This is a genomic window from Alsobacter sp. P4_H11 (assembly GCF_056400925.1).
In genome coordinates this window covers 201718-221340 of sequence record NZ_JBFUKI010000006.1, presented here as the reverse complement: position 1 = coordinate 221340, position 19623 = coordinate 201718, and the positions used below count along the sequence as shown (strand labels likewise).

Sequence of the window (19623 nt, the reverse complement as noted above, 5' to 3'; positions counted from 1 at the left end):
GTCGATAAGCGGGCGCGTCTAGACCGAGTGGACCGCCATGCAGCCTCCTGGCTTCCCCGCCCGCACGCTCATCATGGGCATCGTCAACGTCACCCCGGATTCGTTCTCGGACGGGGGCGACTTCTTTGATCCCGAGGTGGCTATCCGCCATGCGCAGGACCTCGAAGCCGAGGGCGCCGACATCGTCGATCTCGGGGGTGAATCCACCCGTCCGGGGCATCAGGCGATCGGCGCGGAGGAAGAGCAGCGCCGCGTGCTCCCCGTGGTCGCGGCCCTCGCGCCGGCGCTGTCGCGCCCCATTTCGATCGACACCTACCGTGCGGACACCGCCCGAAAGGCGCTGGCCGCCGGGGCTCGCATCATCAACGACGTCTGGGGTCTCCAGCGCGACCCGGACATGGTCGCGGTGGCGGCCGACCATGACTGCGACGTGGTTGTCATGCACAACCGGGAGACGATCGATCCCTCGCTCGACATCGTCGAGGAGTTCCGGCGCTACTTCGATCGCACCATCGGGCTGGCGCGCCATGCAGGGCTCCGCGAGGAGAGGCTGATCCTCGATCCCGGGATTGGCTTTGGAAAGAGCTGGGCGCAGAACATGGATGCGTTGCGGCGCGTGGCCGAACTCAAGGCGTTCGGATTTCGCGTTCTGGTCGGGGCATCGCGGAAATCTTTTCTGCGCCGCATCCTGGGCGACGATGTTGCCCCGAAAAGCCGGATTTTCGGCACGCTCGCGGCCCATTCGGCTGCGATCGCGGGCGGCGCCGACATCATCCGCGTTCACGACGTGAAAGCGCATGTCGACGCCGTGCGCACCCTCGACGCGCTTTGGCGCGATCGTGGCGGCGCGGGATACCCCCCGAACGCGACGTGAACCGCGCGCCGCGATGTTTCCAGCCGGATGCGCGCGCGCGAGCTAGCAGTTCTTCGCGCCAGGAGCTTTCATGACCGACCGCGTCACCCTTTCGCGCCTTGCCGTTTATGCACGCCATGGCGTGCTGCCCGAGGAGGCGACCCTCGGCCAGCGTTTCTACATCACGCTCACTTGCGAGCTGGATCTTCGCCCGGCCGGCGCGGCGGATGATTACAACCAGGCCGTATGCTACGGCGCCCTGGCGGATCTTGCGGTCGGGATCGCGACACAGCGCCGCTTCAAGATCATCGAGGGCCTTGCCGAAGCGATCGCCTCAGCCGTGCTGGACGCCCACCCGCGCGTCCAGGCCGTGACGGTCAAAGTGGAAAAACCGGAGGCGCCGGTGCAGCACATCCTCGATACGGTCGCGGTCGAGATCGAGCGCCGCCGTGGCTAGGGCGTGGCTGAGCCTGGGCGGCAATATCGGCGTCGACGCGGCCGCCAAGCGCGCCGCCATCGCGGACGCGCTGCGCCGGCTGGCCGACCGGGAGGTGCGCGTGATCGCGCGCTCCGGCGATTACCGCACTCCTCCCTGGGGGCCGGTTGCGCAGGACTGGTTCGTGAACGCCTGCGCGGAGATCGAGACCGATCTGGGCCCGCGGCAGCTGCTGGACCTGCTTCTTGCGATCGAGCATGACATGGGCCGCGTGCGCGTCGAGCGCTGGGGTCCACGGCTGATCGACATGGACATTCTGGCCTACGAGGGCGTCGTTCTGGAAGGCCCCGATCTCACCCTTCCGCACCCCCGCATGATGGACCGCGCTTTCGTTCTCGCGCCACTGGCCGAGATCAGCCCGGACCTGCTGATCGGGGGAACGTCCGTCGCACAGGCCCTCGCGCGCCTGGATGCGTCGGGAATCCGGCGACTGGGATGAGCTCGCCGGCGCGAGCCCATCGCCCGGCGACGGTCAGGGTCGGCGAGCTTTCGCCCGCGCGGCGTTGAAGATTGGATTATTTTCATCGTGAGCTCCCCACCGATCGAAGGAGACCAGCGCCGGCAGCTCGGCCCGTTTCGCCCAGCCTGCCGCCTGGAGATCGGGTTCCTTGTTGAACGTGCTGACATAGCCGAGGCAGAGATAAGCCACCGGCACGATCTCATCCGGGATCCCCAGGATCGAGCGGAGCCGTTCGGACTTGATGATGCTCACCCAACCCACGCCCACGTTTTCGGCCCGGGCGGACAGCCACAGGTTCTGGACGGCGCAGACGGCGCTGTAGATGTCCATGTCAGGCTGGTGCGTCCTCCCCAGCACCACCGGCCCCGCTCTGTTCCGGTCGCACGTCACGCAGACGCCGATCGGCGCCTCGCGGATGCCCTCCAGCTTCAGGTTTCGGTAGGCCCGCGCCCGCACGGGATCGAAGCGCCGTTCGGCTTCATTGTTCGCCTCCGTGAACGCCTCGTGAAGGGCGGCCTTGATGGCGGGATCGCTCACCACGATGAAGTCCCACGGCTGCATGAAGCCGACGGACGGAGCGTGGTGCGCCGCTCGCAAGATGCGCCCGATCACCTCGGGCGGTACCGGGCGCGGCAGGAACTCGCCGCGCACGTCTCGCCGATTAAAGATGCAGTCGTATACGGCCGTGCGCTCCTGGTCGGAGAACAGCCCATTCGCGTCCATGATTCCCCTCACAGATCGAAGCTGGCCGCGCTCCGTCCGCGAGCGTGCCCTATGGGTTCAGGCCGGTCTTCTGACTTGGGATCGTCCCGTTTCCGCGCCTTCCCGGCAAAAGCCAGTGGCATCCAGCGAAAGCGGTCCCCCTTACAGCGTTGGGCACGTGGCGGAGTTTCACCGCCTTCCCGATTCTCCCGAGTGTTCGGGCTCCTGAACGGACCGATGATGCCACGCGCCGGAGCTGCGCGCCAGCGCAGCCCCGGCTGCGCGTCTCACCCTTGCGGCACGTAGAGGCTCGCCCCCGAGGCGACGAACTCGGCGCTTTTGGCGGCGAGGCCTTTCTGGCGTTCCTCCTCCGCGAGGGTGTCGGCCCGGATGTCCTGGCTGATCTTCATCGAGCAGAATTTCGGACCGCACATCGAGCAGAAATGCGCGACCTTGTGCGCGTCCTTCGGCAAGGTCTCGTCGTGGAACTCCCTGGCGGTGTCGGGATCCAGCGACAGGTTGAACTGATCCTCCCAGCGGAATTCGAACCGGGCGCGGGACAGGGCGTCGTCGCGCAATTGCGCCGCCGGATGCCCCTTGGCGAGGTCCGCCGCGTGGGCGGCGATCCGGTAGGTGATCACGCCGGTCTTCACGTCGTCGCGATTGGGCAGGCCAAGATGCTCCTTCGGGGTGACGTAGCAGAGCATCGCTGTTCCGAACCAGCCGATCATGGCCGCCCCGATGCCGGAGGTGATGTGATCGTAGCCGGGCGCGATGTCGGTCGTCAGTGGCCCGAGCGTGTAGAAGGGCGCTTCGCCGCAGGTCGCGAGCTGCTTGTCCATGTTGGCCTTGATCTTGTGCATCGGCACGTGGCCGGGGCCCTCGATCATGACCTGGCAACCCTCGCGCCAGGCGACCTTCGTGAGCTCGCCCAAGGTGTCGAGCTCGGCGAACTGGGCGGCGTCATTGGCGTCCGCGATGGAGCCCGGACGGAGGCCGTCACCCAGCGAGAACGACACGTCGAAGCGCCGCATGATGGCGCAGATCTCGTCGAAGCGTTCGTACAGGAAGCTTTCGCGATGATGGGCAAGGCACCAGCGCGCCATGATCGAGCCGCCGCGCGAGACGATGCCGGTGACCCGCCGGGCGGTGAGCGGCACGTGGGCGAGCCGCACGCCGGCGTGGATCGTGAAATAGTCGACGCCCTGCTCGGCCTGTTCGATCAGCGTGTCCTTGAACACCTCCCAGTCGAGCCTGGCGGGATCGCCGTGCACCTTCTCGAGCGCCTGGTAGATTGGGACGGTGCCGATCGGAACCGGCGCATTGCGCAGGATCCACTCTCGGGTGTTGTGGATGTTGCGGCCGGTGGAGAGGTCCATGACGGTGTCGGCGCCCCAGCGGATCGCCCAGACCATCTTCTCGACCTCTTCGGCGACCGACGACGTCACGGCCGAGTTGCCGATATTGGCGTTCACCTTCACGAGGAAGTTGCGGCCGATGATCATCGGCTCGAGCTCGCGGTGATTGATGTTGGCCGGGATGATGGCGCGCCCGGCGGCGATCTCCTGCCTGACGAATTCCGGGGTGACATGGGCCGGAATGGCGGCCCCGAAGCTTTCGCCGTGCGCGAGCGCTTCTTCCGCGCCCGCCAGGGGCAGCTCGCGGCCGAGATTTTCGCGGGCGGCGACATAGCGCATTTCTTCCGTGATGATTCCGGCCCGGGCGAACTCGTATTGGGTGACCAGGGCGCCCGGAGTTCCGGTCAGGACCCGCCGTTCGGCTGGGCAAGCCGGGGCGAGCGCGTCGGCCGAGACGGACCCATTGTCCTCGGGCCGGACGGCTCGGGGCTGGGCGGCGACGAGGCCGGGACGGATCGAAAGCCAGAGAGAGCGAGCCTCGGGCAGGCCGGCAGCCAGATCGATCACGGCGTCGGCGTCCGTGTAAGGGCCGGAGGCGTCGTAGACGCGCAGCGGCGGCTCCTGCGTTCCGGCGCTGAGCACGATCTCGCGCACCGGGACGGTGACCTGGGGAAACCCGGGCGCGGGGACATGGACCTTGCGCGAGGCCGGCAGCGGGCCGGTCGTCACCGTCGAGGGCGACGCGGGATCGAGCTTAACATGAGTGTTCACGAGGACCTCCAAAGCACAGGCGTGCGTGGAAATCCGGGGCAGATGCGTAGTGGCAAGATGAGATCCTGTCCCTCCGCCGGTATGACCCGGATCAGGTTCAAAGGGTCCAGCTTGCGCCGTCTCAGCCTGCCGAAGCAGGCGCCCCTCGGATAGGACCAGCCTATTCGTACGCCGCTCGCGCGGTCAACAGCGCGCGAACCCCCTCCCCTCCCGCCGCGGCGCACGAAGCGCGTCGACGAACAGCCGCTCGGCGGCTGAGCTGTGGGCACAGATGTGGGATTGGGGCCGAACTCACTTCGTGAGCCCGCGAACAATCAGCGATTGGAGATGGAAAGTGGTGCCGCAAGAGGGATTCGAACCCCCGACCCCCTCATTACGAATGAGGTGCTCTACCAGCTGAGCTATTGCGGCGACGGGCGTGGTCTTAGACGGAACCGGCTGCGTTGGCAAGCGGGGCCGTGCCGATTGGGAGAGAAAGGAGGGCGGCTGGGCCGCCCTCGATCATTGCAGGAACGTGATCGAGCCGCGGCGAGACGGTTCCGGGCCTGGGCCTGGGTCGTCCGGGGCGGCGGCGAGCGGGAAGATCACCTCCGAGGGCGGCGAGACCCGGCGCGAGCGGCCGTCGACAGCCATTGAGGGCGTGGCGGCTGGGCCGGGCGCAGGAGCGTCGAACCGCGCCGCGCTGGCGGGCTTATCGGCTGGCGGTATGGCCGCCGCCGCACCGGGTTGCGGAACGGCTGCCTGGGGCGTGTCGGAGACGACGCGCAGGGCCGGAGCCTCCCGGGACGGCGAAGCCTCCCGGACTGGTGGGCGATCGTCGCCGTGGTTCGCCGGGTGAGGCGTAGCCTCCAGGGCCTTGGGCGGCATCGCGGGCGGGATCACTTCGGCTGGCGTCGCGGACGGCGCTTCGGCGGGCTCCGGAGCCGCGTGAGCAGGCGGCACGAGCGTTGTCGGCGCCGGCTGGGGCTTGTCGGCCAGCACGGGCGCGGGGGCCTCGTCGACATCCGCGAGCACGTCCTCGGACGGGGGCAGCGGCAGGGCGGTGGTGGGCGCCGCCGGCGTGGGCTCGGCCGCCGGAGCCTCGATCTGCTCCACGGGGGCGCCCCACACGAAGGCGTCGAGGCGGCCGGTGACGGGCGACACCGGAGCCCAGCGATCGGCGATCACGCCGTCCGCGATCCAGGCGGGGTCCCGTGGCGCGCGAGACGCGCGGGACAGCCATTCGCGCACGCCGCCGGAGGAGCCTTCGGCTTCCTCCAGATCCGCCATCAGCAGGCACACGCGCGTGCTCGGCCGGCCTTCCAGCAGAGGCGTGAGCGCCTTGCGGGCGCGCACGAGATCGCGCGCATGCAGGGCCGCGGACGCGACCGCGATGCGGCCCTCCGGATCATGCGGGCGCAGGGCCAGCAGCTTCTCGGCCCGGGCGAGCCGGTCGCGGCCCGAATCGCCGGGGCGCACGTCCATGTAGGCGGTGGCGAGGTCGGGATGCGTGGCCTGCGCCCAGGCGGCCTCGACAACCTTGGAGGCGCGGCGCAATTCGCCCCGGCGGGCGTGGAGGCGGGAGGCCAGCACGGCGGCGGGAACGAGGCCCGGCGCCAGCTTCACGGCCTGCTGGGCGCGCAGCAGCGCGGCCTCGGGCTCGCGCTCGGCCCGCGCGAGCGCGTCGGCGGTGAGCAGCACGGCGCGCTGGCGCTTCACGGCGGCCTTGTCGAGGCTGCGGGCGCCACGGTCCAGCGTCGCGAGAGCGCCGGTCCAGTCCTGGTCGGAGCACTGGAATTCGAGCAGCGCCTCGCCGGCCCACGCCACCGAGGGGGCGAGGCGGGCGGCCTCGGCCGCATAGGCGCGGGCGGCCGTGAGGTCGCCCTTGCGGCGCGCTTCAACGAAGAGGCCGCGCAGGCCGAGCACCCGCGTTTCGTTGTCGTCCAGCATCTGCCGGAACGCGCCCTCGGCCTGGCCGCGATCGCCCGCCATCTGGGCGGCCTGGGCCTTGAGCAGCAGCGCGAGCGGCTCCTTGCCGAGCAGCTTGGCGGCTTCGGCGGCGTAGCGTTTGGCCGAGCGGGGATCGCCCGAGCCGACCGCGATCATGCCGCGGGATACGGCCGAGAAGCCGCGGGCGCGCTTGCGGGCGCGGGCCGTGAAACTCAGGATCGAGGGTAGCCGCAGGATGAAGCGCAGCGCCGTCCAGAGCACCAGCACGGCGACCACGAAGGCGACCAGCGCCGCCGCGGCGCCGATCAACGTGGTCTGGATCTGCCCGTAGCGGGGCAGGGTGACGACCACCTGGCCGGGCTGTTCGACGAGCCACGCCCCCGCGAAGGCGAGGCCGATCAGGATCGCGATGAAGACGAGTGTGCGGATCATCGGGCCGCGCCTCCAGATTGCGTGGCCGCGAGAACCTGGTCGGCCGCCGTGGTCACCAGGGCATCCGCCGCACGGCCGGCCGCGAGGCGCGCCTGGGCGAGATCGAGGAAGGGCTTGATCGCGGCCTTGTCGTCGGCCGGGAGCTTGTCGAGTTCCGCGACCGCGGCCGCAAGATCGCCGCGTTTCAGGGCCGCGTCGGCGCGGGCCGCGATCGCGGCGCTGGATTCGCCGGCGGCTTCGCCCAGCGGGCGAACCTTGTAGAGGCCGGTGATGCGGCTTTGCATGCGCTCCCAGGCGGTGCCCTGCGTGGGCGCCGGGGCCGGGCTGGCGAGCTTCTCGGCGAGCGGCGCGAACTGGGCCGAGAGTTGCGCCACCGTCGGCGCGCCTTTGTCGGCGAAGCCTTCCAACGCAGTGAGGGCGCCGGCGTCGACCTTCGCGGCCTTCAGGGCGTTCAGCTCGCGCGCATAGGGCTGGGCGCGGCCAAGATCGTCGCGCACGAGCCATGCGACCGTCAGCACGGCGCTTTCGCGCGCGCCAAGCGCCGGGACGGGCGGCGGCGGGGGCGGCGCGGGAGCGACCGCCGGGGTCGCGGGGCGGCTCTCCAGCATGGTGACGCCGCTCTCGACCTTGTCGAGGCGCTCGGTGAGTTGCGCCAGGGCGGTCGCGGGGTCGGCGGGCAGGCGCTTGGCGAGGCCGTCCAGGTCGGCGCGCGAGCCCTGCAGGGCGGCCTCGTTCGCGCCGACGCGCTTCTCCAGCGCCTCCAGGGTGCGGCGGGTGGCCTTCTCGCCCACGCCGGTCTCCAGCTGGGTCAGGCGCTCGTTGACGTCGGCGGCTCCGCTCCACACGTAGAGCGCGAGCGCCACGATACCTGCGCCCAGCAGGCCACCGATCAGGCCGGCGACCGCGGGCACGAGCGCGCCGGAGGAGCGGTCCGCGCTGCGCGTGGGCGCGTCCAGCCGGCCGGCCGAGGGCACGGACGTGGCGGCGGAGGACTCGGGCGCGGGTTCGGCGGCCGCGGCGGTGGCCTCCGCATCGGCTGCAGACGGCGTAATGGGCGCCGTTTCGTCTCCCGGCGCCTCGGGGGTCATGGGGTCGGGCGCGACTTCGGGGTGATTCGCCGGCTCGGTCGCCGGGGCGGCGATGTCGCTTGCCGAAGTCGCCGCATCAGTGGGGGTCGCAGACGCGCCGCCCGCGATCGTCTCGGCCGTCAGGTCGAGCACGGCCGGCTCACCTCGCGTTCCACCCCGCTTTCGGGATCCTCCGCCGCGTTGATCCGTCTCAGCCATGATGCTCCGCTCGGGTCGGGCGGCTCCACCGGAGCCTGTCTGTTCGTTCGTTATAGCCTCACCGGCCGCATCCTCACCACCAATCCGTTCGGAGATGGAGGGGGCAGGTCCGGCGTCCAGCAGCGCGAGAAGGCTCGCCTCGCCGTTTCCGGGCGCGGTTTCCACCGTTGCGCCGCCGAGGCCGCGCACCGCGCGGGCTACATCCTCGGACAGGCAAAGGTGGCGCAGCGATTTCAGCGCGTCGCCCAGCCGTTCGTGCGACGCGAGCGCGAACAGGATTTCGGCGCTGCGGCGCGAATAGTGCAGCACGGCGTCCAGCGTCCCGGCCCGCAGCGCCTCGGCGGCCGCAACAGGCAGCGCGGGCGCGGCCTCGGCCCGGTAGGTTTCGAGGACCGTGAGCGCGAAGCCAGCGTCGATCAGGGCGCCTTCCAGGGTCGGCTTGCGGTCGGTCCCGGCCAGATACAGCAGCCGCGCGGCCGGAGCGGCGTGGGTGCGGATCAGCGCCGCGAGCGACGTCGCGTCCCCATCGGCCGCATGGATGCGCTCGAAACCGAGCGCCCGGAAGGGCTCGGCCGTGCGATCGCCGACAACAAATAGCGGCAGCGCCGCCCAGCCGTCCGGAACGCCGGACCGGAACGCCAGCTGCGCGTTGGCGGAGGTCGCCACGAGGGCGTCGAAGCCCTCCGCGGGCAGGCGCGCATCCGTGGGCGAAATGCTCAGGACCGGCGCGATCACGGCCAAATGGCCGAAAGCCGACAGCCGCTCGGCCGTGCGGGCGGCGTCGTTCTCGGGGCGCGTGAGAAGAACCTGCATGCGGGACGATGATCCTGAAACGAGCCGCGCGGGGCTGCGCGGCGAGCGACGTCAATGCGCGGAGCCGCCGTTTGGCTCCAATATGTCCTTCGGCGCGAGAATGTCGTCCGGCGCCCGGGCCAGGATCTCCCGCGCCGCGTCCGCGCCCATCAGGGCGGCGTCCGCGGGCGATCCGGCGCGGTGGGCTTCATAGAATTCCGAGCCATCCTCGCGCAGCAGCATGCCGCGGAAGCTGACCTCGCCATTGGCAAGCGTGGCATGACCGGCGATGGGCGTCCGGCACGAACCGTCGAGCACGGTGAGAAAGGCGCGCTCCGCCGCCAGCGCGGTGGCGGTGGTCGCGCACGCGATCGGGGCGAGGGCCCGGGCGGCGGTCTCGTCGTCCGGCCGCGCCGTGATCGCGATGGCGCCCTGGCCGACCGCGGGCGGAAAATCATGGATGTCCAGGATCGCGGCGGCGCGATTCGCGAGGCCAAGCCGCTTCAGCCCCGCAATGGCGAGCAGCGTGGCGTGGATCTCGCCCGATTCGGCCTTGCCCAGGCGCGTCTCCACGTTGCCGCGCAGCAACGTCGTGGACACGTCCGGCCGCAGCCGCTTCACGAGCGCGCGCCGCCGCAAGCTGGCGGTGCCGATCACCGCCCCCTGCGGCAGGTCCGCAAGTGACGTCGCGGTGGCGGAGATCAGCGCGTCGCGCACGTCCTCGCGCGGCAGATAGGCCACGATGTCGATGCCGAGCGGAAAGGCCGTGGGCATGTCCTTGGCGGAATGCACCGCGAGGTCGATCTCGCCGGCCAGCATGGCGGCGTCGATCTCCTTGGTGAACAGGCCCTTGCCGCCCGCCTGCGACAGCGCGCGGTCCTGGATCATGTCGCCGGAGGTCTTGATCACGACGAGCTCGACGGCCTCCTCGGGCAGCCGGTGGGCGGCCAGCAAGCGGGCGCGCACCTCGCGGGCCTGCCACAGCGCCAGCGGGCTGCCGCGCGTGCCGATCCTGAGCCGAATATCGCCGTTCGCCAAAGCCTTGGTCCTCGCCGCCGTGGTTTGTTTCCTTCCCGGGCGGCGCGGACTATAGGGTGTCGGGACGGGCCGGGAAAGTCGGACCCGGTTTGATCCGACGGCGGCGGGGAGCCCACCATGCGCGTTCTGGGCATCGAGACCACCTGCGACGAAACGGCGGCCGCCGTGGTCGATTCGCCCCGCGAGGGCGAGGCCACGATCCTGTCCAACGAGGTGCTGAGCCAGATCGCCGAGCATGCGCCCTATGGGGGGGTGGTGCCCGAGATCGCGGCGCGCGCCCATGTGGAGGTGCTGGACCGCATCGTCGCCCGCGCGCTGAAGACCGCCGGCGTGAAGCTGTCGGACCTCGACGGCGTCGCGGCGGCGGCTGGGCCGGGGCTCATCGGCGGCGTGATCGTCGGTCTCACGACCGCCAAGGCGCTCGCGCTGGTGGCCGGCAAGCCGTTCATCGCCGTAAACCACCTCGAGGCGCACGCGCTTTCGGCGCGGCTCACCGACAAGGTGCAGTTTCCCTACCTGCTGCTGCTCGCCTCCGGCGGCCACACGCAATTGCTTGCGGTGCGCGGCGTCGGCGATTATGTCCGGCTCGGGACCACGATGGACGACGCCATCGGGGAAGCCTTCGACAAAACCGCCAAGCTGCTGGGCCTGCCCTATCCGGGCGGCCCGCAGGTGGAGAAGGAGGCCGAGCGCGGCGATCCGGAGCGCTTCGCGCTGCCGCGGCCGCTGTCGGGACGGCCGAACCCGGATTTCTCGCTCTCGGGCCTGAAAACCGCCGTGCGGCTCGAAGCCGAGCGTATCGCGCCGCTGACCGCCACGGACGTGGCGGACCTGTGCGCCTCGTTTCAGGCCGCCGTCGTGGACGTGGTGGTGGACAGGACGCGGGCCGGGCTGCGGGTGTTCCGCGAGCAATGCGGCAAGCCGAACGCGCTGGTGGTGGCCGGCGGCGTCGCCGCGAACCAGTCGATCCGGCGCGCGTTGCAGCGGCTCGCCGGCGAGGCGGGGCTGCGGCTCGTGGCGCCGCCGCTGGCGCTGTGCACCGACAATGGCGCGATGATCGCGTGGGCGGGCGCCGAGCGCCTGCGGCTCGGGCTCGTCGATGGGCTGGAAACGGCGCCGCGCGCCCGCTGGCCGCTGGCGGAGCTCGCCGGATGACCGCCTTCGAGGCGATCGGGGTGGTCGGCGGCGGCGCCTGGGGCACGGCGCTCGCCAACGCGGCCGCGCGCGCCGGCCGTCGCGTGACGCTGTGGGCGCGCGACGCCGACGAGGTCGCGACCATGCGCGACCGGCGCGAGAACGCCCGCCGCCTGCCCGGCGTGCGGCTGGAGGACGCCGTCGCGCCGACGGCAGACCTCGCTGACCTCCGACACGTGGATGCGGCCCTGCTGGTGGTTCCCGCGCAGGCGCTCCGCGAGGTTGCGCTGGCTCTGGCGCCCATTCTGCCGGGGGGTCGCCCCGCCGTGGTGTGCGCCAAGGGCATCGAGCGGGCGACGGGCGCTTTCATGACCGACGTGACGGCCGCCGCGATGCCCCGGGCCGTTCCGGCCGTGCTGTCCGGGCCGAGCTTCGCGGACGACGTCTCGCGCGGCCTGCCCACCGCCGTGGTGCTGGCCGCCCCGCAGGAGAGCCTCGCGGAGGCGCTCGCGCAGGCGCTCTCGTCCTCGCGATTCCGCGTTTATCACGGCGTCGACATGCGGGGCGTCGAGATCGGCGGCGCGGCCAAGAACGTGCTTGCGATCGCGGCCGGCATCGTGGCCGGGCGCCGGCTCGGCGAAAGCGCCCGGGCGGCGCTGACCGCGCGAGGATTCGCCGAGCTGACGCGGTTCGCGCGAGCCTTTGGGGGGCGGCCCGAGACCCTGATGGGGCTGTCGGGGCTGGGCGACCTGATTCTGACCTGTGGGTCGGCCAAGTCGCGCAACTTCGCGTTCGGGGTCGATCTCGGCGAGGGCCTGCCGGTGGGCGAGGCCGGCCACGGCAAGCTCGCCGAAGGCGCCTTCACGGCGCGCGCGCTGGTCGACATGGCGCACTCGGCCGGTGTCGACATGCCGATCTGCGAGGCCGTGGACGCGGTTCTGTCCGGCCAGGTTGGCATCGACGACGCGGTGGAGCGGCTGATGACGAGGCCGCTGAAGAGCGAGGGGTGAGCGGCTGGGAGGCGCGGTGGCGGGTGCGCCTAGCCGTCATTGCTAGGAGCGAAGCGACGCGGCAATCCAGAAGCCGGGCGAAAGGCTCAGAGCCTCATGGCCTAGCATCATCTGGATTGCTTCGCTGTCGCTCGCAATGACGGGGGAACGCGGCGCTCGCTGGACCTCGCGTCACACCACCTTCAGGCTGATCTCGCCCAGGCCCTCGATGGAGCCCACCATGACGTCGCCGCGCTCGACCTTGCCGACGCCTTCGGGGGTGCCCGAGAAGATCATGTCGCCGGCCTTGAGCTCGTAGAAGCGCGACAGGATGGCGATCTGCTCGGCGACGGACCAGATCATGTCCGACAGGTCGCCGTGCTGCTTGGCCGCGCCGTTGACGCTGACCCCGATCGCGCCCTTGGCGGGATGACCGACTTCGGAAACCGGGTGGATCGGCCCGACCGGGCCGGACAGGTCCGAGCTCTTGCCGGTCTCCCAGGGGCGGCGCAGCTGCTTGGCCTCGTCCTGGAGGTCGCGGCGGGTCATGTCGAGGCCGATCGCATAGCCGAACACGTGGTTCAGCGCGTCGCTCTCCGGGATGTCGCGGCCGCCGGACTTCAGCGCCACCACCATCTCGATCTCGTGGTGGTAGTTGGAGCTCTGCGGCGGATAGGGGTGGTCCACGGTCTGGCCGGCCGGAACCGGCTGCAGGGTGTCGGCCGCCTTGGCGAAGAAGAAGGGCGGCTCGCGGGTGGGGTCGCCGCCCATCTCGCGCGTGTGCGCGGCGTAGTTGCGGCCGATGCAGTAGACGCGGCGGACCGGGAAGAGCTTGTCGGAACCCGCCACCGGCAGGGCCGGACGGGGCTCGATCGCGATGGCGTAGGACTCGGACATTCTTTCAGCCTCGGCGTCGCGCCGGCGCGGCCGGGATGGCGCGGGCGCATGGCGCTCTGATAGAAGTCGTGGCCGGCGGACGCAACCGCCGCGCGCCCGAACGCGTCCGCCATTCTCCCGCCACCCTCGTCGGCCACTCCGCCCCGAGCCGCCCAATCGAAACGAGCCCATGACGCAAGCCCCGATCGCCGCGCCCGAGCCGAAAGACGACTCCGGCCTTCTGGAAGGCCCGCCCCTCCGGGCGCTGAACCCGCTGCTCAAGCTGGCGCTCGAGATGGGGCCGCTGGTGGTGTTCTTCCTGGCGAACCAGCGCGCCGGCATCTTCATCGCCACCGGGCTGTTCATGGGCGCCGTGCTGATCTCGCTGGCCGTGTCCTATGCGCTGACGCGCCGGCTGCCGATCATGCCGATGGTGACGGCCGTGGTGGTGCTCGTGTTCGGCGGGCTGACGCTCTATTTGCAGGACGATCACTTCATCAAGCTGAAGCCCACGATCGTGAACTCGCTGTTCGGCGTGGTGCTCCTGGGCGGGCTCGCGTTCGGTAAGCCGCTGTTGCCGGTGGTGCTCGACACCGTGTTCCGCCTCGACCACGAGGGCTGGCGCAAGCTGACGTTCCGGTGGGGGCTGTTCTTTTTCGTGCTGGCGGCCATCAATGAGGTCGTCTGGCGCACGCAGACCACGGATTTCTGGGTCAACTTCAAGGTGTTCGGCATCATGCCGCTGACGCTGGCCTTCGCGCTGTCGCAGACGCCGTTGATCCTCAAGCACGAGATCAAGGACCACACCGCCGGCGAGTGAGCCTCAGCCCTTCTGCCCGGCCTTGCGGATGGCGTCCATGAGCGGGCCCTTCAAGGCCTCGGGCGAGATCGGGCCGACCTGCTTGTACGCGATGGTCCCATCCGGGGCGATCACGAAGCTCTCGGGCACGCCGTAGACGCCCCAGTCGATGGCCGAGCGCCCCGCGGCGTCGACGCCCACGGCCGCGAACGGGTTGCCGAGCGCGCCCAGGAAGCGGCGGGCGTTTTCGGGCTGGTCCTTGTAGTTGATGCCGACCACCCGGACGCCCGGAACCTTGGCGAGCTCCAGCAGCAGCGGATGCTCCTCGCGGCACGGCGCGCACCAGGACGCCCAGACATTCACCACCGTGACGCGGCCCTTGAGGTCGGCGGTCGTAAGCCCGGGCACGGGCTGGCCGTCGCGCAGGAGGCCGTCCAGCGCCGGCAGCGCAAAGGCGGGGGCGGGCTTGTTCAGCAGCGCTGAGGGCAGGCGCGACTTGTCCGAGCCGTCCAGCTGGCTGAAGAACAGGCCTGCCAACGCCGCGAAGGCGAGGAGCGGCAGCAGCACGACGAGGCGGTTGCGGCGCGGCGGGGCGCTGTCGGGGGCGGCGGCTTGCGTCATGTCAGGCGAGACCGGCGCCGCGGGGCGCGCTCCTCGAGCCGGGCGAGTTGTCGCTTCAGGGCGCGGTGCTCCAGCACGGTGCGGGCCGTGAGGCCGACGAACACGGCGGCGGCCATCAGGTAGGACGCCAGAATGAAGCCCGTATGCGATGCGCCCATCAGGGATGCTCCGGCAGGGGCAGCCCTGCGGGCTCAGGTTCGCGCTGGGCGGCCAGCAGGCCGAGCGTGCGGACGCGGCGGCGCAGGATCTCGTTGCGCATGCCGGCCAGATGCAGGGCCACGAACACGCAGGTGAAACCGCCCGCCATGATCAGCAACGGCCAGAGCATACTGGCGTCGATGGTGGAGCCGCCCATCCGGAACACGCTGGCGGGCTGGTGGAGGGTGTTCCACCAATCCACCGAGAACTTCACGATCGGGATGTTGACCGAGCCCACCAGCGTCAGGATCGCGACCGCGCGCCCGGCGCGGCCCGGATCCTCGATGGCGTTCCAGAGCGCCATCACGCCGCAATACATCAGGAACAGCACCAGCACGGAGGTGAGCCGGGCGTCCCACACCCACCACGTGCCCCACATCGGCTTGCCCCAGAGCGAGCCGGTGACGAGGCACAGCAGCGTGAACGCGGCGCCCAGCGGCGCGGCGGCCTTCTGGGACACGTCCGCGAGCGGATGCCGCCACACCAGCGTGCCGATGGCCGAGAGCGCCATGAGGCTGTAGCACGCCATGCCGAGCCAGGCCGCCGGCACGTGGACATACATGATCTTCACGGTCTCGCCCTGCTGGTAGTCGGCGGGCGCAACGAAGAACACGAGGTAAAGCCCCACCGTGATCGCGAGCGCGCCCAGCCCCGCGAAGGCCGGGATCAGCCGGCGGGCGAGGTCGAGAAACAGCGTCGGATTGGCGTAGCGCAGCATGGCTCGCTTGTACTGGCAGCAGACGGCGCCTGCAATGCGACGAAACCCGCATGGCCTTGCGGCGTCAGGCCGCCTTCAGCTCGCGGCCATCATGCGCCACCACGGCGACTTCGAGGATGCGGCCCGGCTCAATGGGGGCGGCGAGGCGCACGGGCGTGAAAGAGGCCGTGCGGCCCATGCCGCCGCGCTCGGCCAGCACCTCGTGCGTGCGGCCGACCTGCGCGGCCAGGAACGCCGCCAGCGCGGTCTCGCCCTTCGCCCGCAGCCGGGCGGCGCGCGCCTTCACGATGGCGGGATCGACGGCGGGCATCCGGGCCGCGGGCGTGCCGGGGCGCGGAGAAAACGGGAAGACATGCAGCTGGGTGAGGCCGCACTCCTCCACCAGCGCAAGCGAGCGCTCGAACATGGCGTCCGTCTCGGTCGGGAAGCCGGCGATGAGATCGGCCCCGAACACGATGTCGGGGCGCAATCCGCGCACGGTCTGGCAGAACCGGATCGCGTCATCGCGGGTGTGGCGGCGCTTCATGCGCTTCAGGATCATGTCGTCGCCGGCCTGCAGCGAGAGGTGCAGATGCGGCATCAGCCGCGGCTCGGTCGCGAGCGCGTCCAGCAGGTCGTCGTCGGCCTCGACCGAGTCGATGGAGGAAAGCCGCAGGCGGCGCAGCGTGGGCGCATCCGCCAGCACGGCCTTCACCAGCGCGCCAAGGCGCGGCGCGTCGGGCAGGTCTGCGCCGTAGCTCGTGATGTCGACGCCGGTGAGCACTACCTCGGCATAGCCGGCGTCCACCAGCCGGGCGACCTGGTCGATCACGTCGCCGACCGGCACGGAGCGCGAGTTGCCGCGCCCGAACGGGATCACGCAAAAGGTGCAGCGGTGGTCGCAGCCATTCTGCACCTGCACGAAGGCGCGGGTGCGGCCCTCGAAGCCGTCCGGCGAAACCGAGGCTGCGGCCGTCTCGGCCATGATGTCGGCCACCTGCAGGCGCGGCGCGCCGGCGAGGTCGCGCCAGGTCTCGGGCTTGAGCTTCTCGGCGTTGCCGACCAGCAGGTCGATCTCCGGCATGGCGGCCAGCCGCTCGCCCTCGACATTGGCCCCGCAGCCGGTCGCGACGATCCGGGCGTCCGGCCGCTCGCGGCGCAGGCGGCGGATCGTCTGGCGGGCTTGCCGGGAGGCTTCAGACGTCACCGCGCACGTGTTGACGATCACCAGCCGGTCATGCCCGGCCGCCGTGGCGGCGCGTCGCATGGTCTCGGATTCGGCGATGTTGAGCCGGCAGCCGAAGGTGACGACCTCGACCGGCGAAGCTTGCAGCTTCGCGGGCGCGCCCTCGTTCACCTAGGCGGCTCCGGCGAAGAGGTCGGCCGTGAACACGCCCTCGTGCTCCAGCTCGGTCGGGCCGGTCATCAGCACGTGGTCGTCCGTCTCGCGCCAGTGGATCAGCAGGTCGCCGCCCGGCAGCGTCACGCGGACGCGCCGGCCCGTGAGCCCCTTGCGGGAGGCCGCCACGGCCGCCGCGCAGGCAGCCGACCCGCAGGCGCGCGTCAGGCCGACGCCGCGTTCCCACACCTTCAGCGTGAGCGCGTCCGGCGCGGTCACGTGCGCGAGCGAGATGTTGGCGCGCTCGGGGAAAATCGGGTGGTGCTCGAGCAGCGAGCCGACGCGCTCCAGATTGTGCGCCTCGACGTCGTCGACCCAGAAGATCGCGTGCGGGTTGCCCATGTTGACCACGGAGGGCGTGTGCAGCACCGGCGCGTCGATGGGGCCGATCTGCAGCTCGATGCCGGTGGTGTCGCGGAACTCCTCGGCCAGCGGGATCTCGTCCCAGCGCAGCCGGGGCGCGCCCATGTCGACCGTGAAGGTGATTTCGTCCTCGCGCCGGCACTGGAGGAGGCCGGCCGAGGTCTCGAGCAGCAGGTCGCGCCGGTCCGTGCCGCGGCTCATCGCCCAGGCGACGCAGCGCGTGCCGTTGCCGCAGGCGCCGGATTCCGAGCCGTCCGTGTTGAGGATGCGCATGAACGCGTCCGTGCCGGGCGTGCGCGGATCGTGCAACACCATCAGCTGGTCGAAATGCGAGCCGGGCGCCTGCGCGATGGCGCGGGCTTCCTCGGGCTGCACCCGGATGCGCGAGCCGCGCAGGTCCAGCACCACGATCTCGTTGCCGAGGCCGTTCATCTTCAGGAAAGGGCGGCCGACTAGGGCGCTCATGGCGGTTTCCGGGCAGGAGGCGCGCCGCCGAGCCTGCGCTCGCCGACAAGGGTGTTGCGCGACATATAGCCATCGCGGGCTCAAACGCGAGTCCGGCTCCGCCCCGAGCGCGCCGAAACCTCGACCGCGCCGGGCGGCCCGGCCTATTCTGGGTTCCGGGATCTGGGGCGTGATTCGCGCCTCGCGCAAGCGCTTGGATGGTTCGCGATGGCGGCGAAGATGTTGATCGGTTCAAAGAGCGCACAGCTGCGCTTCGGCGCCTCGCTCCTGGGCGCGCTCGGCGGCGTCGCGATCGCGACCTCCACGCTGGCGCAGACGGCTCCGGCGCCCGCGCCGGTCCAGAGCCAGCCGCTTGCGCCTCCGGCCGGAACGCCCGCGACCCCGGCCGCGCCCGCAGCCCCAACGCCCGCCGCTCCGGCTACCCCGGTGGCCCCCGCCGCGCCAGCCCCCGCAGCCACAGGCGCCGCCGCCACGCTTGCGCCCGCGCCGGCCGATCCCTCCACGCCCGACGAAGTCACGATCGCGAGCAAGCCGGCCGCGACGCTGCGCGGCGCAGCCAACTGGGACGAAGGCTACGACAAGCTCACGGAAGCCTTCGGGCGGCTGCAGTCCGAGCTCGGCAAGGCCGGCCTGAAGCCCGCCGGCAAGCCGCTCGCGACCTTCCTGAAAACCGACGACAACGGCTTTGAATACGAGGCGCAGCTGCCCGTGGACGCGGCCCCGATCGGCCGGCCCGCCGGGCTGTCGAGCGACATACAGTTCGGCCAGACCCCGGCCGGGCGCGCCATCCGGTTCGTCCACAAGGCGCCCTACGACGACATCGACAGCACTTACGAGGCGATCTCGGCCTATCTGGACGCCAAGGGCATCGAGGCGAAGGACAACTTCACCGAGGAATACGTCAACCAGGGCCAGAACGCCGGCGACGCCGAGATCGAGATCTTCATCTACGTGCTGCCGAAGTAACGGACTGGCCCGACGTGTCGCGCGGGCGCCGTCCGCTATAAGCGCCTTTCCCGTTCACACCCGGGCCGGTTTTGCTCTATGACTGCGCCGGCGCGGCGAAAACCCGCCGCTTGCTGGACCGCACGCCATGGCCGACGCTCCTTCCCCCGGCTCCCTGCCGACGCTGGACGATCTCCGGCGCGAGATCGACCGCATCGATGCGGGCATGCACGAGTTCCTGATGGAGCGCGGGCGCATCATCGACACGCTGATCCAGGTGAAGAAGACGCAGGCATCCGGCTCGGCTTTCCGGCCCGGCCGCGAGGCGTCGCAGATGCGGGTGCTGGCCGGCCGCCACAAGGGCACGCTGCCGTTCGACACGGTGGAGAGCATCTGGCGCATCATCGTGTCGACCTTCACGTATGTGCAGGCGCCCTATGCGGTGCACGCCGACATCTCGGGCGGCGACGCGCCGATGCGCGACACCTGCCGGTTCCATTTCGGCTTCACGGTTCCGTACATGCCGCATGACAGCGCCAAGGCGGTGATCGACGCGGTGGCGCATTCGGCCGGCGACCTTGGCGTGTTCCGGGCCGAGCCCGGCCGCGCCGCCGGCGCGTGGTGGACCGCGCTGGCCGGGCCCGACCGGCCCAAGATCATCGCGCGCCTGCCCTTCGTGGAGCGGCCGCAGCACCCGGCCGGCATGCCGGTCTACTGCATCTCCAAGCCGATCGAGGACGCGGCCGTGCGCGACATCGTGCTCTACGCGCTCGGGGTCGAGCGCTGGCGCGAGGGGCTGCAGCCGGCGCTGGCCCGCATGGGCGCCAGTGTCGAGAGCAGCGCCGGCGACGATTCCGGCCTTAACCTGCTGGTGGCCGCGCCCGGAAGCGTGACGCTGGACGCCCTGATGGCCGCCATGGCGGGCCTCGGCGTCGGCGTGTTCGACATCTGCGAGATCGGCTCCCACGCCGCCCGGTTCCGCCTACCCGCCTGATTAGCGCAATTTCCGCACTGGACCCG

General features: G+C 70.9%; 19 protein-coding genes, 1 tRNA gene and 2 riboswitches. Of the genes, 8 read left to right on the top strand and 12 right to left on the bottom strand.

The genetic code is table 11. The features are described 5' to 3' along the window. The first annotated feature begins 37 nt into the window (after nucleotides 1-37). The 3 genes from folP to folK all read left to right on the top strand — a co-directional run bounded on the left by folP (nucleotide 38) and on the right by folK (nucleotide 1788). Nucleotides 38-874 carry a dihydropteroate synthase gene (gene folP, locus AC1DSZ_RS12615; RefSeq protein WP_476838714.1) on the top strand — a complete coding sequence of 279 codons (837 nt, stop codon included), beginning with the start codon at nucleotides 38-40 and terminating at the stop codon, nucleotides 872-874. Between the two features lie 70 nt (nucleotides 875-944). Continuing rightward, a complete protein-coding gene (gene folB, locus AC1DSZ_RS12610) occupies nucleotides 945-1310 on the top strand; it encodes a dihydroneopterin aldolase (protein WP_476838713.1) in 366 nt (121 codons plus the stop codon). Further along, nucleotides 1303-1788 carry a 2-amino-4-hydroxy-6-hydroxymethyldihydropteridine diphosphokinase gene (folK, locus tag AC1DSZ_RS12605; protein ID WP_476838712.1) on the top strand — a complete coding sequence of 162 codons (486 nt, stop codon included), beginning with the start codon at nucleotides 1303-1305 and terminating at the stop codon, nucleotides 1786-1788. Before folB ends, folK begins: the two co-directional genes overlap by 8 nt. 33 nt (nucleotides 1789-1821) lie before the next feature. Here the strand turns inward: folK and bluB are convergent, their stop codons facing one another. The 6 genes from bluB to hemC all read right to left on the bottom strand — a co-directional run bounded on the left by bluB (nucleotide 1822) and on the right by hemC (nucleotide 10117). Further along, nucleotides 1822-2532 carry a 5,6-dimethylbenzimidazole synthase gene (gene bluB, locus AC1DSZ_RS12600; RefSeq protein WP_476838711.1) on the bottom strand — a complete coding sequence of 237 codons (711 nt, stop codon included), beginning with the start codon at nucleotides 2530-2532 and terminating at the stop codon, nucleotides 1822-1824. 43 nt (nucleotides 2533-2575) lie between these two features. Then, nucleotides 2576-2755, bottom strand: a riboswitch (cobalamin riboswitch). 43 nt (nucleotides 2756-2798) lie between these two features. After that, nucleotides 2799-4640, bottom strand: coding sequence for a phosphomethylpyrimidine synthase ThiC (gene thiC, locus AC1DSZ_RS12595; protein WP_476838710.1), 1842 nt, complete (start codon nucleotides 4638-4640; stop codon nucleotides 2799-2801). 50 nt (nucleotides 4641-4690) lie between these two features. Continuing rightward, nucleotides 4691-4796: riboswitch (TPP riboswitch) on the bottom strand. Nucleotides 4797-4975: 179 nt separating this feature from the next. Further along, a tRNA-Thr gene (locus AC1DSZ_RS12590) sits at nucleotides 4976-5051 on the bottom strand. Between the two features lie 90 nt (nucleotides 5052-5141). Beyond that, nucleotides 5142-7001 carry a heme biosynthesis HemY N-terminal domain-containing protein gene (locus AC1DSZ_RS12585; protein ID WP_476838709.1) on the bottom strand — a complete coding sequence of 620 codons (1860 nt, stop codon included), beginning with the start codon at nucleotides 6999-7001 and terminating at the stop codon, nucleotides 5142-5144. After that, on the bottom strand, nucleotides 6998-9100 hold the full coding sequence (locus AC1DSZ_RS12580; protein WP_476838708.1) for a uroporphyrinogen-III synthase: 2103 nt from the start codon (nucleotides 9098-9100) through the stop codon (nucleotides 6998-7000). Before AC1DSZ_RS12580 ends, AC1DSZ_RS12585 begins: the two co-directional genes overlap by 4 nt. Nucleotides 9101-9151: 51 nt before the next feature. Further along, the gene (hemC, locus tag AC1DSZ_RS12575; RefSeq protein ID WP_476838707.1) at nucleotides 9152-10117 is read right to left on the bottom strand and encodes a hydroxymethylbilane synthase; all 966 of its coding nucleotides are present in this window, start codon (nucleotides 10115-10117) and stop codon (nucleotides 9152-9154) included. A gap of 117 nt (nucleotides 10118-10234) precedes the next feature. Between hemC and tsaD the strand changes: the two genes are divergently transcribed. After that, on the top strand, nucleotides 10235-11272 hold the full coding sequence (tsaD, locus tag AC1DSZ_RS12570; RefSeq protein ID WP_476838706.1) for a tRNA (adenosine(37)-N6)-threonylcarbamoyltransferase complex transferase subunit TsaD: 1038 nt from the start codon (nucleotides 10235-10237) through the stop codon (nucleotides 11270-11272). After that, nucleotides 11269-12261, top strand: coding sequence for an NAD(P)H-dependent glycerol-3-phosphate dehydrogenase (locus tag AC1DSZ_RS12565; RefSeq protein ID WP_476838705.1), 993 nt, complete (start codon nucleotides 11269-11271; stop codon nucleotides 12259-12261). Before tsaD ends, AC1DSZ_RS12565 begins: the two co-directional genes overlap by 4 nt. A gap of 171 nt (nucleotides 12262-12432) precedes the next feature. Here the strand turns inward: AC1DSZ_RS12565 and AC1DSZ_RS12560 are convergent, their stop codons facing one another. Continuing rightward, on the bottom strand, nucleotides 12433-13137 hold the full coding sequence (locus tag AC1DSZ_RS12560; RefSeq protein ID WP_476838704.1) for a fumarylacetoacetate hydrolase family protein: 705 nt from the start codon (nucleotides 13135-13137) through the stop codon (nucleotides 12433-12435). A gap of 169 nt (nucleotides 13138-13306) precedes the next feature. Between AC1DSZ_RS12560 and AC1DSZ_RS12555 the strand changes: the two genes are divergently transcribed. Further along, complete coding sequence (locus tag AC1DSZ_RS12555) at nucleotides 13307-13936, top strand: septation protein A (protein ID WP_476838703.1); 630 nt, start codon at nucleotides 13307-13309, stop codon at nucleotides 13934-13936. Between the two features lie 3 nt (nucleotides 13937-13939). On the opposite strand, the gene AC1DSZ_RS12550 is transcribed toward AC1DSZ_RS12555, so the two are convergent. The 5 genes from AC1DSZ_RS12550 to dapF form a co-directional block, all read right to left on the bottom strand. Then, on the bottom strand, nucleotides 13940-14536 hold the full coding sequence (locus tag AC1DSZ_RS12550; protein WP_476838702.1) for a DsbE family thiol:disulfide interchange protein: 597 nt from the start codon (nucleotides 14534-14536) through the stop codon (nucleotides 13940-13942). Further along, entirely contained in the window at nucleotides 14533-14694 is a 162-nt protein-coding gene (ccmD, locus tag AC1DSZ_RS12545; protein ID WP_476838701.1) for a heme exporter protein CcmD, read from the bottom strand. Before ccmD ends, AC1DSZ_RS12550 begins: the two co-directional genes overlap by 4 nt. Further along, nucleotides 14694-15452: a heme ABC transporter permease gene (locus AC1DSZ_RS12540; RefSeq protein WP_476838700.1), complete on the bottom strand. Its 759-nt coding sequence runs from the start codon at nucleotides 15450-15452 to the stop codon at nucleotides 14694-14696. Before AC1DSZ_RS12540 ends, ccmD begins: the two co-directional genes overlap by 1 nt. A gap of 64 nt (nucleotides 15453-15516) precedes the next feature. Beyond that, nucleotides 15517-16788: a tRNA (N(6)-L-threonylcarbamoyladenosine(37)-C(2))-methylthiotransferase MtaB gene (mtaB, locus tag AC1DSZ_RS12535; protein ID WP_476838699.1), complete on the bottom strand. Its 1272-nt coding sequence runs from the start codon at nucleotides 16786-16788 to the stop codon at nucleotides 15517-15519. Next, on the bottom strand, nucleotides 16789-17658 hold the full coding sequence (dapF, locus tag AC1DSZ_RS12530; RefSeq protein WP_476838698.1) for a diaminopimelate epimerase: 870 nt from the start codon (nucleotides 17656-17658) through the stop codon (nucleotides 16789-16791). A 207-nt stretch (nucleotides 17659-17865) separates the two neighbouring features. Between dapF and AC1DSZ_RS12525 the strand changes: the two genes are divergently transcribed. Continuing rightward, nucleotides 17866-18624: a GyrI-like domain-containing protein gene (locus AC1DSZ_RS12525; RefSeq protein WP_476838697.1), complete on the top strand. Its 759-nt coding sequence runs from the start codon at nucleotides 17866-17868 to the stop codon at nucleotides 18622-18624. 127 nt (nucleotides 18625-18751) lie between these two features. Continuing rightward, nucleotides 18752-19597, top strand: coding sequence for a chorismate mutase (locus tag AC1DSZ_RS12520; protein WP_476838696.1), 846 nt, complete (start codon nucleotides 18752-18754; stop codon nucleotides 19595-19597). Nucleotides 19598-19623 lie beyond the last annotated feature (26 nt).